Consider the following 13,488-nt stretch of genomic DNA (forward strand, 5'->3'; position numbering starts at 1 on the left):
CGGCTCGGGTTCTACCGATGGTCGCATAAATTTGACGCGTGTCCGCAATCGGGTATGGGGCCGGGAAACGTCCGGCCCGGCCATTGCGGGGACATGCCCGAACATCCTATTTTCGGGCATGGGTAGCGAAGCGCTTTACCACCTGCTCGACCCCGGCAACGCGCACCGTCTCCGGGATGCCGAGGTCTTCGACCACGCGGTCGTTCCCGACCAGCTCGCCAAATTCCTAGCCGATGAGGGTCATGTTCTGGTCTTCGCCACGATCGGCGACGCGATAGTGGGTTTCGCTTCCGGTACCATTCTGCTGCATCCCGACAAGCAGCCGATCTTCTTCGTCAACGAAGTCGGGGTCCGCGAAGCATCGCGGCGGCAGGGCATTGCCACGGCCTTGTGCGAGATGTTGATCGACGTGGCACGTGCGCGCGGATGCAAGGGGGTCTGGCTCGCCACCGAGGCGGACAATCATGCCGCGCGGGCGCTTTACCGGCGGCTCGACGCGCGGGAAACGCGAGACCTGGTCGCCTATGACTGGGATGACGCGATGGGCAAATAAGGGTTGCGATGCCCCGATACGGCCGTTGGAGGTTCCCCGCTGCCTTGCCCCCAGATGGCAGCGACGCGTTCCGGGCCTAAGCATCGAGCCGTTGTTGGCCCCGGTGAGGGAGGAGCGGTCCGACCGTCGCCGCTTTGAGGTCAAGGCGGCGCCGATCTCTGGTCGGGACGCTCAGTCGATCCAGCCGTCCACCACGTCCTTGTTCTCTCGGACCCAGTTCTCGGCGACGTCGCGCGGGTCCATCTCGTCACGGCCGATCTGCAGGATCCAGCCGTTGTCCATCTCGGGCTCGAGTTGCAACTGGCTGAGGAACTGCGCGACCGGCGGGGTCCGCGTTTCGAGCGATTTCGAGTAGCCCACGAAGATTTCGGCATCGCGGCTGGCACAGGCGAAATGCGAAACTTCGAGCCAGTCGGTCGCGTCGAGATCGACATTCTCGCAGCCCTCGCTTCGGGCCGGTTCCTCGATCGGCGAGAGATCGTAGGCGGCATGCACCCATTCCGGGCTCCAATAGTAGAACAGGATCGGCTGTTCACGCTGGATCGCGGTCTTGAGCTGCGCCTTGAAGGTGGCATCGGGCAGCTTCTAAGCCTCCCAAGGCTCCGACAGGCCGTCGCTCTTGATCTTCACTTCCTACATGCGGGCGGATGTCCAGCGACATCAGGGGCCCGGTATGCGTCTTTGTCGTTGCGAAGCGCTATTTCGTGGTGGCGACGGCGACAACGACTTTGAGTTCAGCTTTCTTGAGGCAACGAGTACGACTCGCGAGAAGCGGTCTCGGCTGCGTTCGACCTCTATTGCCGAGGCACTGCTGGGCGATGGCGTGGTGACCGAACCGGGGGCGCCGTTCTTCGACCGGTTCGAGGGGCCCTGCCCGTTCTTCCGGCTCGGCTACTCCTCCATCGCCTCCGAGCAGATCGCCGAAGGCGTGGCGCGGATCGCGAAGACGGTCCGGCGGCTTCGGCCGATGGCATTCGAGCCGGGCCGAACGGGGTCGTAACCCCCTCGGCCCGGCGCAGGACGCCGGCTCGTCACTCCGCCGGGGCGCCTTCGGCCGTGTCGTTCCGGGCGGAGGCGGTGCTGAGCTGGGCATAGGCATCATGCACGTCGGTGCCCATGTTGTGCTCGGCCTCGGCATCGCTGCGGAACCGTTGACGGTGACGATGGACCATCAGGTTGTCCCAGCGGAGCGCCCGCACGAGGCCCCATGCGATCAGGCACAGCACCACCGCGAAGGGGAAGCCCGCGATCACCGCCGCCGCCTGCAACGCACCCAAGCCCCCCGCGAGCAGCAGCACCGAGGCCACCGCGCCTTCGGACACCGCCCAGAAAATGCGCTGCACCTTGGGCGGGTTCGGATCGCCGCCGGCGGTCAGCATGTCGATCACAAAGCTGCCCGAGTCCGAGGAGGTCACGAACCACATCACGATCAGGATCGTCGCGAACAACGAAGTCACGCCCGAGAAGGGGAAGTAGTCGAGCAGGGCGAACATGGTGTTGGCGTAGTTCTCGCGCGTGGCGTCGACCAGTGTCGGGTCGCCGGTGAGCGAGATCGAGATCGCGGTGCCGCCGAAGGCGGTGAACCAGAAGAACATGATCGAGCAGGGCAGCAGCATCACCCCGAACATGAACTCGCGCACGGTGCGGCCACGGCTGATCCGGGCCACGAAGACGCCGACGAAGGGCGCCCAGCTGACCCACCAGGCCCAGTAGAAGATGGTCCAGCTCTCCTGCCAGTTGCCGCCGTCATTGCCACCCTGCCAACCCTCGTTCCAGGTGCCCAGCTGGATGAAGCGGCTCAGGTAGTAGCCGTAATTGTCGACGAAGCTGTCGAGGATGAACAGCGTCGGGCCGACGATCACCATGAAGGCGAGGAAGACGAGCGTCAGGATGATGTTGACGTTGGAGAGGCGCTTGATGCCGCCGTCGAGACCGGCGACGACCGAAAGCGTCGCCATGCCGGTGATCGCGGCGATGATGAGGATCTGGACCACCACGTTGTTGGGCACACCGAACAGCTCGTTCAGGCCGGCATTGACCTGGGTGGCGCCGAGGCCCAGCGAGGTGACGATGCCGAACATGGTGCCGAACACCGCGACGATGTCGACGAGATCGCCCCAGAACCCGTAGATCCGGTCGCCGATCAGCGGGTAGAGCGCCGAGCGGATCGCCAGCGGCAGCCCCTTGCGGAAGTGGAAATAGGCCAGCGCCAGCGCCACCACCGCGTAGATGCCCCAAGCGTGGAAACCCCAATGCATGAAGCTGATCGCCATCGCCTCCTGCGCCGCCTGCACGGTTTCGGGGTCGGCCATGGGGGGCGCGAAGTAGTGATACATCGGCTCGGCCACGCCCCAGTAGATCAGGCCGATGCCGATCCCGGCCGAGAACAGCATCGCAGTCCAGGAGAACAGAGAATATTCCGGGTTCTCGTCCATCCGGCCCAGCCGGACATCGCCGAAGGGCCCGACCCCCATGAAGATCACGAAGACCAGCAGCAGGTTGATCAGGATGATCATCGCCCAGCCGAAATAACCGGCGAGCCAGCCCTGGATCCCGGTGAAGACCGTGTTGGCGAGTTCGTTGAAGAGCACGCCGAACAGGATGAACCCGATGATCAGCGCCGCCGAGACGATGAAGACCGGTCGGTTGACCTTTGGAAATATCCAGAACCGCTCCTGCGGTCGCATGCCTGACATGATCTCGTCCTCGCTCCTGCCAATCGATTGGGGCTCAACGCGCTTGGCCCGATGTCGTTCACATTACCTTTCGGCAGGTTCCGTCACGAAAGCCGGAGCACGGAGCAAGTGGCAGCGATCTGCCGATGCCTCCGGAGCGGGCCTCCACGGGTGCTGCAGCGCCATGTTCGAGGCGTAAACGAAAGGCCGCGCGGGCGGATCAGGCCCCGGCGACCGTGGTTTCGCGGGCTGTTTCCAGGCGAAAGCCGGAGGGATTTGTCGCGAGCTGTATCGCATCGCCGCGCTGCGACAGACGGCGACAAAGCCCGCGTGGCGCGGCTCTTATCCAGCAGGCAGGAAGGCCCAAGTGATCGACACGGCGCCGATGACGACGCCGGACAGACAACGCAGAAAAGGGCCAAGACATGAAACCGAACACTCTTCTTCCTACCGCCTTCCTGGTGACCGCGCTGCTGGGTGCCGGCGCCGCCGTCGCCACCGCGCAGAGCCAGCCGCCGGTTCAGGAGCCGGCCGCCGCGACCGCGCAGGCCGCGCCCGCCGACGCGCAAGCGGCCGATGAGCGCGGCCCGCGCATGCATCGCGGCGGCGACGAGGACCGCCGGGGCGGCCGGCACCATGGCCGCGGCGCCGGGCATGGCGGACCGCGTGGCGGCATGATGATGCAGCAGATCATGACCCAAGCCGATGCCGACGGCGATGGCAGCCTGACGCTGGAGGAAATCGAGGCTTTCCGCACCGCGCAGGTCGAGAGCGCCGATGCGTCGGGTGACGGCGCTCTGACGATCGAGGAGTTCGAGACGCTCTACAACGCCTTCATGCGCGAGCGCATGGTTGATGCCTTCCAGGCACTCGACGCAGATGGCGACGGCGAGATTGTCGAGGGCGAGATCGATGCCCGCCTCGACCCCATGCTCGAGCGGATGGATCGTGACGGCGACGGCGCGATCAGCCCGGCCGACCGCCGCCGCTGAACGCTCTTCTCTTGGCGGGGTCTCACCGGGCCCCGCCGAGCCGGATCGTCTCCCTACCCGGCGATCCGCGCCGCGATCCGTCCTCCCCCGGGTCGCGGCCTATTCATGCCCGCCCTCCCGCGCGACGGCGAGCTCCGGATCGCCGGAGAGATAGGTCGCCCGCGATTGCAGCGTGTAGTCGGACTCGGCCAGCATGATCCCCATGAAGACCAGCGCGGCGAGCGGCGGCAGCAGGATCGCATAGACGAGCGCCAGCCGTTCCCATGCCATATGCATGAACACCGCGACGATCAGCCCGGCCTTCAGCACCATGAAGATCAGGATCAAGCTCCAGCGCAGCGCGCCTTGGAGCTGCGCGTAATCGACCATGTAGGAGGCGGCGCTGAGCACGAACAGAAAGCCCCAGCAGGTGAGGTAGAGCCGGATCGGATGGGCCTGCCCCTCGTGCGAGGCATGGGTGTCGGAGGCGGCGGCATGCGTCATGTTTCCCTCACCACAGGTAGAAGAACGCGAAGATGAAGACCCAGACGAGGTCGACGAAGTGCCAGTAGAGGCCCATGATCTCCACCGCCTCGTAGTCGCCCTTCTCGCGGCAGAGCCATGTCCTGCGGCCGCTGTCGAATTCGCCCTTGCGGACCTTGTTCGCGACGATCAGCAGGAACAGCACCCCGAAGCTGACATGGGTCCCGTGAAAGCCGGTGATCATGAAGAAGGTCGCGCCGAACTGCTCGGCGCCCCACGGGTTGCCCCATGGCCGCACGCCCTCGGAAATGAGCTTCGTCCACTCGAAGGCCTGCATGCCGACGAAGAGCGCGCCGAGCGCGGCGGTAGCGAACATCAGTTGCGCGGTGCGGCGGCGGTTGCGCGCATAGGCGAAGTTCACCGCCATCGCCATCGTCCCCGAGGACGAGATCAGCACGAATGTCATGATCGCGATCAGCAGCAGCGGCAGCTCGGTCTGGCCGACATGCAGCGCGAAGACCTCGCTGGCATTGGGCCATTCGACCTCGGTCGAGCTGCGCGCCGACATGTAGGAGATGAGGAAGATCGCGAAGACGAAGGTGTCGCTCAGCAGGAAGATCCACATCATCGCCTTGCCCCAGGAGGCGGTCTTGAACGCCCTCTGGTCCGAGGCCCAATCCGCGGCGACCCCTTCAAGCCCGTTCGGGCGGGGCGGTGACCTGTGAGCGGTGGCGTCGGTCATGCTCGTCTCCCTCAGCTCAGGATCGCCCGGCACAGCGCGGCGGCGTCGCTGGCCCAGCCGGTGAGGATCGCCAGCATGGCGATCCAGACGATCAGCAGGAAATGCCAGTAGATCGTGCAGAGCGCGACGGCGGGCGCGGCGGCACCGGGCCCCCGGCGCAGCCGCGTGGCCACCCGCGCCAGCGCCACCAGCCCGCCGAGGATATGCAGCCCGTGCAGCCCGGAGATCAGGTAGAAGAAGCTGGCCCCCGGCGTCGCCGCGAGGCCCTGACCGGTTTCCGCCATTCGCGCCCATGCAAGCCCCTGTGCCAGGAGGAAGGCCGCCATGCTCGCCGCGCCCGCGCCGATCCAGCTCGCGAGGCCCGGCCCGTCTCCGCGCCGGGCGGCGAACACGGCGGCCTGCAGCGCGAGGCTGCTCAGCGCCAAGAGCGCCGTGCCGGCCCAGACCACGCGCGGCAGCCGCATCTCGAACCAGTCGGCATAGCCCATGCGCATGGTGACCGCGCTGCCCGCCAGCGCGAACAGCCCGCCCGCGACGATCAGGAACACGCCGAGCCCGGTCCGGCCCGTGGGCTGGCCGCCGGGGGAGGGGCTACGGGTGACGGCGCCGGTCTCGAGCCACGGCCTCTCGGCCACGCCCTGCCGCCAGAGCCATGTCAGCGCGATCACGGCCACCAGCGCCACGAAGCCAAGCACGATGCTCATGGCACGTGGCTCCAGCTGGCGCGGTGGCCGGGATCGTCCTGCGCGATGTAGTCGCGCGGCGCGCCGGGCACCGAGTAGTCATAGGCCCAGCGATAGACCACAGGCAACTCGTCGCCCCAGTTGCCGTGACGCGGCGGCACCTCGGGCGTCTGCCATTCGAGCGAGGCGGCGCGCCACGGGTTGTGGCCCGCCTTGCGGCCCCGCGCGAGGCTCCACGCGACGTTGAACAGGAACAGCATCTGCGCAGCGCCCACGGTCAGCGCCGCGACGGTGATGAAGGCGTTGAGCGTTGCGACGCTATCCGGCACGAAGCTCGCCGAGATGTCGGGATAGCGGCGCGGCACGCCGACGAGACCCACGTAATGCATCGGGAAGAAGATCGCGTAGGCGCCGATGAAGGTGACCCAGAAATGGATCAGCCCGAGCCGGTGCGACAGCATCCGCCCCGAGATCAGCGGGAACCAGTGATAGATCGCGCCATAGATCACCATGATCGGCGCGACGCCCATCACCATGTGGAAATGCGCCACCACGAACATCGTGTCCGACAGCGGCACGTCGACCACCACGTTGCCGAGGAAGAGGCCGGTGAGCCCGCCATTGAGGAAGGTGACGATGAAGCCGAGCGCGAAGAGCATCGGCAGGGTCAGGTGGATGTCGCCGCGCCACAGCGTCAGGATCCAGTTGTAGACCTTGAGCGCGGTGGGCACCGCGATGATCAGCGTCGTGGTGGCGAAGAAGAAGCCGAAATAGGGATGCATGCCCGAGACGTACATGTGGTGCGCCCAGACGATGAAGGACAGCGCGCCGATGATGACGATGGCCCAGACCATCATCCGGTAGCCGAAGATGTTCTTGCGCGCATGCACCGCGATCAGGTCCGACACGATGCCGAAGGCCGGCAGCGCGACGATGTAGACCTCCGGGTGGCCGAAGAACCAGAACAGGTGCTGGAACACGATCGGCGAGCCGCCGCCATAGCTCAGCTGCTCGCCCATCTCCACCAGAGCCGGCATGAAGAACGACGTGCCCAAAAGCCGGTCGAACAGCATCATCACGCTCGCCACGAACAGCGCCGGGAAGGCCAGAAGCGCCATCACCGTGGCGGTGAAGATGCCCCAGATGGTGAGAGGCATCCGCATCAATGTCATGCCCCGCGTGCGCGCCTGCAGCACCGTGACGGCGTAGTTCAGCCCGCCCATGGTGAAGCCGATGATGAACAGGATCAGCGAGACGAGCATCAGCACGATGCCCCATTGCGTGCCGCCCGGCGTGCCCGACAGGATCGCCTGCGGCGGGTAGAGCGTCCAGCCCGCGCCCGTGGGTCCGCCCGGCGCGAAGAAGCTCGCCGCGAGCACCACCACGGCGAGGAAATACACCCAGAAGCTCAGCATGTTGACGAAGGGAAACACCATGTCCCGCGCGCCGACCATCAGCGGGATCAGGTAGTTGCCGAAGCCGCCCAAGAAGATCGCGGTGAGCAGGTAGACCACCATGATCATGCCGTGCATGGTGATGAACTGGTAATAGGCCTCGGCCGAGATGAAATCGAACACGCCCGGAAAGCCGAGCTGCATCCGGATCAGCCATGACAGGACGAGGGCGACGAGGCCGATGGCGATGGCGGTGCCGGAATATTGCAGCGCGATGTACTTGGCGTCCTGCGAGAAGACCCAGCGCGACCAGAAGCCGTGGGCATGCGGCGGCGGCAGATCGGGCACTTCGGCGGGCGGAATGCCCGTGTCGGGGTCTTCGCTGACGCTGCTCATGGATCGCTCCCTCCGATCGGCTCCGCGGTATTCGCGACCTGCACTTCCTTGCCAGCTGGCAATCCCGCGAAGGTGAGCTGCTCGCCGAGCCAGGCCTCGTACTCGGCCTCCTCGTCGATCAGCACGTAGCCGCGCATGTAGCCGTGCCCGGTGCCGCACAGCTCGGCGCAGAGCACCTCGAACTCGCCGGTGCGGGTGGGGGTGAACCAGAAATAGGTGACCATGCCGGGCACCATGTCCATCTTGGCGCGGAATTCGGGCACGTAGAAATCATGCAGCACATCGACCGAGCGCAGCAGCACCTTCACCGGCTTGCCGATCGGCAGGTGCAAATCGCCGCCGTCGATCACCACGTCGTCGGCGCCGAACCGGTCATGCGGGTTGAGTCCGAGCGGGTTGTCGGCCGAGATCCAGGTCACGTCCGAGCTGCCGAGCTGTCCATCCGCGCCGGGCAGCCGGTAGCTCCAGAACCATTGCTGGGCCACTACCTCGATCTCGGTGGCGTCATCGGGCACGGTGATGAACCGGTTCCAGACCACCAGCCCCGGCGCCAGCATCGCCGCGACGCCGAGCGCGGTCAGCGCCGTGAGCCAGATCTCCAGCCGCTTGCTCTCGGGCTCGTAATGGGCGACGCGGCCGGGCTTGTGGCGGTAGCGGAACACGCACCACGCCATGAACAGCACCACCGCCGTGAAGACGGCGCCGGTGATCCAGAAGGTGATGACCAGCGTGGTGTCGATATAGCCCCAGTTCGAGGCGATGGGCGTCCACCACCATGGGCTGACCAGATGGAACGCCACGGAAAACAGAACAATCAGAACCAGACAAGCCGCAACGATCATGGCGATGTCCCTTCCACGCGGGGGCGCAGGTCTCGGGTGCAGGCGCGTGGCAATCTTGCGAAGTGCAGCGACCATAGCCGAATTTCGGGAAATTTTCCAGCGGCATGCGATGGCACCCCGAAAGGGCGCCCTGCGCCCGGGCCAGAGGCTGCCTTGGCGTCATGAGGACGCGGCCCGGAGGGTCCGAAACGCGATGCACAAGTTCGCCCGACCCTTCGCGGGCCGGGGGGCGGACCCGGGCGCCGATTCTGGTGCTCGTCCAGAGAACGGGTGGGTGACGTGGCGGGGCCCGGTTCCCGGCCCCGCGCCGGTCAGAGGCGACCCACCTCGCGCGGCGCGGCGCCCGCGTCGCGTGCCAGCAGGCAGAGCCAGTCATGCGCCACGGTGGCGGCGGCGATGGCGGTGATCTCGGCGTGGTCGTAGGGTGGCGAGACCTCGACCACATCCATGCCGACGAGGTTCAGCCCGCCCAAGCCGCGCACCAGCTCCAGCGCCTGCCACGAGGCCAGCCCGCCCGCGACCGGCGTGCCGGTGCCCGGCGCGAAGGCCGGGTCGAGCCCGTCGATGTCGAAGCTCAGATAGACCGGCGCGTCGCCGGCCCGGTCGCGCAGCTGATCGAGCGCGGCGTCGATGCCATTGCGGTGCAGCCATGGCGCGGTGAGGATCTCGAAGCCGTGGTCGTGGTCGTTGAAGGTCCGCAGCCCCAGCTGCGTCGAGCGGGACACGTCGATCACGCCCTCGGCCGCGGCACGGGCGAACATGGTGCCGTGGTCGAGCCGCTTGCCGTCATCCTCCCAGGTGTCGCAATGCGCGTCGAACTGCAGCAGCGCAATGGGCCCGTGCTTCTTCGCATGCGCCTTCAGGAGCGGGTAGGAGATCGAATGGTCGCCGCCCAGCGTCAGCATCCGTGCGCCGGAGGCGAGGATCGCATCGGCATGGGCCTCGATGGCGGGGGCCACGCTCATCGGGTGGTGCGGATCGATCATGCAGTCGCCCCAGTCGATCACCGAGAGCGTCTCGAACGGGTCGAAACCGAAGGGAAAGGCCTTGAGCTCGGCGAGCTGGGTCGAGGCGGCGCGGATCGCCGCCGGGCCGAAGCGGCAGCCGGGGCGGTTGGTGACGCTGGCGTCGAAGGGCACGCCGGACACCACCACGTCGACGCCCGCGAGATCGCGGGAATAGCTGCGGCGCAGGAAGCTCAGCGCGCCGCCATAGGTCATCTCGGGCCAGCGGCCCCGCGTCTCGCCGCGCCGGAACGCCTGGTCGCCCTGCTGCATGTCCTGCGTCACCTTCAGATTCCGAGCCTGTCGCGCAGGCCGTAATACCAGCTGCCCATCACCGAATAGGGCACGCGCAGCGCCCGGCCGCCGGGGAAGGGTATCCAGGGCAACGCCGCGAAGACGTCGAAGCGCGAGGCGTCGCCGTGGATCGCCTCGGCCAGGATGCGTCCGAAGGTGTGCGATCCGGTGACGCCGTGGCCGGAATAGCCATGCGCGAAATAGGTGTTGGCCCCGATCCGGCCCATCTGCGGCACCCGGCTGAAGGACAGCGCGAAATTGCCCGACCACGCATAATCGATCCGCGCCGATTTCAGCTTCGGGAACACCTTGTCCATGTTGCGCTTGAGCTTGGCCTTGATATCCTTGGGGTCGGTGCCGCCATAGACGGTGCCGCCGCCGAACAGCATCCGCTTGTCGGCCGAGAGCCGGTAGTAGTCGAGGATGTAGCGCACGTCCTCGACGCATTCATCCTTGGGAAGAAGCTCGGCGGCCAGCTCCTCGGAGAGCGGCTCCGTCGCCATGATCTGGGTCGAGACCGGCATCACGCGCGGCGCGAGTTCCGGCACCACATGGCCGAGATAGGCATTGCCGCACAGCACCAGCCGGTCGCAGCGGATCGTGCCCTTCTCGGTCTTCACGACGGGTCGCGCGGCTTGGGTATCGACCGAGATGACGGGCGACATCTCGTGGATCACGCCGCCATTGCGTTCGACCGCCTCGGCCTCGCCGAGCGCGAGGTTGAGCGGGTGGATATGACCGCCGGTGGTGTCGAGCAGCCCGCCCGCGTAGAAATCCGAGCCGATATGCTCGCGCAGCCGTGACTTGTCGAGCATCACCTGGTTGTCGATGCCGTAGCCCTGCCAGAGCTTCTGGCGCGCCTCGAGCTCGCGCATATGCGCGCCGGTGATGGCGGTGAAGATGTTGCCCTGCTTCAGGTCGCACTTGATGTCGTAGCGCGCGACCCGCTCGCGGATGATCTCGCCGCCCTCCTGCACCAGAGACGCCACGAATGTCGCGGTGTCGCGGCCGTAGCGCTTTTCGATGGTCGAAAGAGAGGCGTTCAGCCCGTTGACGATCTGCCCGCCATTGCGGCCCGATGCGCCCCAGCCGACGCGCGCGCCTTCGAGCATCGTGACCTTGTGGCCCTTCTCGGCGAGATGCAGCGCCGTGGACAGCCCGCTATAGCCCGCGCCGACGACGCAGATCTCGGTGTCGTGCTCGCCTGTCAGCGCCGGGCGCTCGGGCGAGGGGTTGGCCGAGGCGGCGTAGTAGGAGCCGGTGTGGCTTCCGTCGCCCGCGTAGGATGCGGCCATCAGACGATCTCCAGATAGCTGTGGAATTCCAGTTCGGTGACGTGCCGGTTGAAGCGGGCCTGCTCCTGCTTCTTGCATTCGACGAACATCTTCTGCAGCCGCCGTGAATAGATCTCGGTGACCAGAGTGCCGTTCTGGAAGGCGCGGATCGCGGTGGCCCAGTCCAGTGGCAGGTGCGGCAGGTCGAGGCTGTAGGCGTCGCCGGTGATCGCCGGCGGTGGCGTCAACTCGCGCTCGATCCCCAGGAGCGCGCCGCCCAGAACGCTCGCCAGCACCAGATAGGGGTTGGCGTCGGCGCCCGCGACCCGGTGCTCGATCCTTCGCGCCTTGTGATCGCCGCCGGGAATGCGGATCGCCACGGTGCGGTTCTCGTAGCCCCATGCGACGTTCGAGGGCGCGTGCGCGCCGGGCAGCAGCCGGCGGAAGCTGTTCTCGTGCGGCGCGAAGATGAGCGCGTTCTGCTGGATCGTCTCCAGAAGCCCCGCCACCGCGTTCAGCATCATCGGCGTGCCGTCCTCGCCGCCATTGTCGAAGAGGTTGCGGCCCTCGTCGTCGGTGATCGACATGTGCACGTGGAAGCCCGAACCGGCGCGGTCGCCATAGGGCTTGGCCATGAAGGTGGCGGCGAAGCCGTGCTGCCGGGCGATGCCGCGCACCACCCGCTTGAACAGCAGCGCGTCATCGGCGGCCCGCAGCGGGTCGGCGACGTGGCGCATGTTGATCTCGAACTGCCCGGCGCCGTTCTCTGAGATGGCGCTGTCGGCGGGGATGCCCTGGCTGTGGCAGGCGGCATAGACGTCGTTGAGGAAGGCGTCGAAATGCTCCAGCTCGTCGAGGCAGAGCGCGCCGTCCGAGGTCAGCCGTTTGCCGGTGATCGGCGAACAGGGCGGGGCGGGGTGATCGCCCGAGGGATCGATCAGGTAGAACTCCAGCTCGGTCGCCACCACGGGCGTCAGCCCGTGCGTCTTGAAGCGTTCGACCACGTTGGCAAGGGCGCGGCGCGGATCGCCAAGGAAGGGCGCACCGCTCTCCTCGTTCATCCACAGGGGGATCAGCGCGGTCGGCTTGCGGGTCCAGCTCATCGGCATGGCGCCGCGGCCCGTGGGAACGCAGACCCCGTCGGCGTCGCCGGTCTCGAACACCATGGCGCCGCCTTCGATATCCTCGCCCCAGATGTCGAGGCCGCAAATCGACAGCGGCATCCGCACCGTGCCAGCCATCACCTTGTCGAGCTGGTCCGCCGGCATCCGCTTGCCGCGCAGCACGCCGTTCAGGTCGCAGACGCAGCCGAAGATGTTTTCGAGCTCCTGCGGCGCGGGGGCCGAGATCGGTTCGTCTTCGTTCATGCCGGGGCCAATCGAGATACAATTTTCAGATTTGTGATACCTTTTTGCATGACAGTCCGATATGGCTGTGTCAATCGCGATCGCGTTTGCCATCGCGCCTGCCGTGGTGCCGCGACCGGAACAGGGGATGTCATGCTGGATCTGCCCGACCTCCCGCGCGAGGGCTTCGTGACCGCGCAGGACTATGTCTATGCGAGGCTGCGCAACGCCATCATGGTGGGGGCGGTACAGCCCGAAAGCACGCTGACGATCCGCGGCCTCGCCGATTGCATGGGGATCAGCCCGACCCCGATCCGCGAGGCGCTGCGGCGGCTCGGCTCGGAGCGGGCGATCGAGCTTCTGGGCAATCGCCGCATCAGCATTCCCGGGATGACGCCGGAGCGGTTCGAGGAGATCGTGAGCCTGCGCCGCGCACTCGAAGGGCACGCGGCGCGGCGCGCGCTGCCCTATGTGTCGCAGGTGCTGATCGACGAGCTGGCCCTCATCGACGACCGGATGGACGGCCATGTGCGCGCCGGTGACTTCGATGCGCTGACCACCTCGAACCACGCTTTCCACCGGCTGCTCTACACCGCCAATCCGCATCAGCAGGCGATGCCCGCGATCGAAAGCGTCTGGCTCCAGCTCGGCCCGTTCCAGCGGCGGGTGATCCGCGACGTGCGGCAGTTCTATCTTGTCGACCGCCACAAGGAGATCCTGCGCGCCCTGCGGGAGCGCGATTGCGGGGCGCTGGTCCGCGCGATCGAGGACGACATCCGCGACGGCATCCAGCAGGCGGGCCAGCTGGTCCTTGCGGAGGATCGAGGCTGA

14 protein-coding genes are annotated in these 13,488 nt (G+C 66.7%); 4 read left to right on the top strand and 10 right to left on the bottom strand.

Annotated features, from left to right (window positions below):
* Positions 1-118 precede the first annotated feature (118 nt).
* Positions 119-553, top strand: coding sequence for a GNAT family N-acetyltransferase (locus tag O4G76_RS14450; protein WP_269397978.1), 435 nt, complete (start codon positions 119-121; stop codon positions 551-553).
* A gap of 171 nt (positions 554-724) precedes the next feature.
* Here the strand turns inward: O4G76_RS14450 and O4G76_RS14455 are convergent, their stop codons facing one another.
* Entirely contained in the window at positions 725-1,135 is a 411-nt protein-coding gene (locus O4G76_RS14455) for a glycine betaine ABC transporter substrate-binding protein (protein ID WP_269398061.1), read from the bottom strand.
* Between the two features lie 55 nt (positions 1,136-1,190).
* On the opposite strand from O4G76_RS14455, the gene O4G76_RS14460 reads away from it, so the two are divergent.
* Positions 1,191-1,553: a hypothetical protein gene (locus O4G76_RS14460; protein ID WP_269397979.1), complete on the top strand. Its 363-nt coding sequence runs from the start codon at positions 1,191-1,193 to the stop codon at positions 1,551-1,553.
* 31 nt (positions 1,554-1,584) lie between these two features.
* Here the strand turns inward: O4G76_RS14460 and O4G76_RS14465 are convergent, their stop codons facing one another.
* A complete protein-coding gene (locus O4G76_RS14465) occupies positions 1,585-3,249 on the bottom strand; it encodes a BCCT family transporter (protein WP_269397980.1) in 1,665 nt (554 codons plus the stop codon).
* A gap of 404 nt (positions 3,250-3,653) precedes the next feature.
* Between O4G76_RS14465 and O4G76_RS14470 the strand changes: the two genes are divergently transcribed.
* Positions 3,654-4,220: an EF-hand domain-containing protein gene (locus O4G76_RS14470; RefSeq protein ID WP_269397981.1), complete on the top strand. Its 567-nt coding sequence runs from the start codon at positions 3,654-3,656 to the stop codon at positions 4,218-4,220.
* 99 nt (positions 4,221-4,319) lie between these two features.
* Here O4G76_RS14470 and O4G76_RS14475 read toward each other — a convergent pair whose 3' ends face one another.
* The 8 genes from O4G76_RS14475 to O4G76_RS14510 form a co-directional block, all read right to left on the bottom strand.
* Positions 4,320-4,703, bottom strand: coding sequence for a cytochrome C oxidase subunit IV family protein (locus tag O4G76_RS14475; protein WP_269397982.1), 384 nt, complete (start codon positions 4,701-4,703; stop codon positions 4,320-4,322).
* A gap of 7 nt (positions 4,704-4,710) precedes the next feature.
* Entirely contained in the window at positions 4,711-5,424 is a 714-nt protein-coding gene (locus O4G76_RS14480; RefSeq protein WP_269397983.1) for a heme-copper oxidase subunit III family protein, read from the bottom strand.
* An 11-nt stretch (positions 5,425-5,435) separates the two neighbouring features.
* On the bottom strand, positions 5,436-6,128 hold the full coding sequence (locus O4G76_RS14485; RefSeq protein ID WP_269397984.1) for a hypothetical protein: 693 nt from the start codon (positions 6,126-6,128) through the stop codon (positions 5,436-5,438).
* A complete protein-coding gene (locus O4G76_RS14490; protein WP_269397985.1) occupies positions 6,125-7,897 on the bottom strand; it encodes a cbb3-type cytochrome c oxidase subunit I in 1,773 nt (590 codons plus the stop codon). Before O4G76_RS14490 ends, O4G76_RS14485 begins: the two co-directional genes overlap by 4 nt.
* Positions 7,894-8,739, bottom strand: a complete 846-nt coding sequence (locus tag O4G76_RS14495) for a cytochrome c oxidase subunit II (RefSeq protein ID WP_269397986.1) — start codon at positions 8,737-8,739, stop codon at positions 7,894-7,896. Before O4G76_RS14495 ends, O4G76_RS14490 begins: the two co-directional genes overlap by 4 nt.
* A gap of 311 nt (positions 8,740-9,050) precedes the next feature.
* Entirely contained in the window at positions 9,051-10,016 is a 966-nt protein-coding gene (speB, locus tag O4G76_RS14500; RefSeq protein ID WP_269397987.1) for an agmatinase, read from the bottom strand.
* A gap of 14 nt (positions 10,017-10,030) precedes the next feature.
* Positions 10,031-11,332 carry an FAD-binding oxidoreductase gene (locus O4G76_RS14505; RefSeq protein WP_269397988.1) on the bottom strand — a complete coding sequence of 434 codons (1,302 nt, stop codon included), beginning with the start codon at positions 11,330-11,332 and terminating at the stop codon, positions 10,031-10,033.
* Entirely contained in the window at positions 11,332-12,678 is a 1,347-nt protein-coding gene (locus O4G76_RS14510; protein WP_269397989.1) for a glutamine synthetase family protein, read from the bottom strand. The genes O4G76_RS14505 and O4G76_RS14510 overlap by 1 nt, the downstream gene beginning before the upstream one ends.
* A gap of 132 nt (positions 12,679-12,810) precedes the next feature.
* On the opposite strand from O4G76_RS14510, the gene O4G76_RS14515 reads away from it, so the two are divergent.
* Positions 12,811-13,488 (top strand): GntR family transcriptional regulator, encoded by a 678-nt coding sequence (locus O4G76_RS14515; protein ID WP_085896423.1) that lies wholly within the window; start codon positions 12,811-12,813, stop codon positions 13,486-13,488.

This window comes from Limimaricola sp. G21655-S1 (genome assembly GCF_027213785.1).
In the GTDB taxonomy this organism is placed as follows: Bacteria; Pseudomonadota; Alphaproteobacteria; order Rhodobacterales; family Rhodobacteraceae; genus Limimaricola.

Bases quoted from the DNA above. Each gene is read 5' to 3' on its own strand.
- O4G76_RS14465 (WP_269397980.1), bottom strand. From the start codon at position 3,249: ATGTCAGGCATGCGACCGCAGGAGCGGTTCTGGATATTTCCAAAGGTC.
- O4G76_RS14480 (WP_269397983.1), bottom strand. From the start codon at position 5,424: ATGACCGACGCCACCGCTCACAGGTCACCGCCCCGCCCGAACGGGCTT.
- speB (WP_269397987.1), bottom strand. From the start codon at position 10,016: ATGCAGCAGGGCGACCAGGCGTTCCGGCGCGGCGAGACGCGGGGCCGC.
- O4G76_RS14490 (WP_269397985.1), bottom strand. From the start codon at position 7,897: ATGAGCAGCGTCAGCGAAGACCCCGACACGGGCATTCCGCCCGCCGAA.
- O4G76_RS14460 (WP_269397979.1), top strand. From the start codon at position 1,191: ATGCGGGCGGATGTCCAGCGACATCAGGGGCCCGGTATGCGTCTTTGT.
- O4G76_RS14510 (WP_269397989.1), bottom strand. From the start codon at position 12,678: ATGAACGAAGACGAACCGATCTCGGCCCCCGCGCCGCAGGAGCTCGAA.
- O4G76_RS14505 (WP_269397988.1), bottom strand. From the start codon at position 11,332: ATGGCCGCATCCTACGCGGGCGACGGAAGCCACACCGGCTCCTACTAC.
- O4G76_RS14475 (WP_269397982.1), bottom strand. From the start codon at position 4,703: ATGACGCATGCCGCCGCCTCCGACACCCATGCCTCGCACGAGGGGCAG.
- O4G76_RS14495 (WP_269397986.1), bottom strand. From the start codon at position 8,739: ATGATCGTTGCGGCTTGTCTGGTTCTGATTGTTCTGTTTTCCGTGGCG.
- O4G76_RS14485 (WP_269397984.1), bottom strand. From the start codon at position 6,128: ATGAGCATCGTGCTTGGCTTCGTGGCGCTGGTGGCCGTGATCGCGCTG.
- O4G76_RS14450 (WP_269397978.1), top strand. From the start codon at position 119: ATGGGTAGCGAAGCGCTTTACCACCTGCTCGACCCCGGCAACGCGCAC.
- O4G76_RS14515 (WP_085896423.1), top strand. From the start codon at position 12,811: ATGCTGGATCTGCCCGACCTCCCGCGCGAGGGCTTCGTGACCGCGCAG.
- O4G76_RS14470 (WP_269397981.1), top strand. From the start codon at position 3,654: ATGAAACCGAACACTCTTCTTCCTACCGCCTTCCTGGTGACCGCGCTG.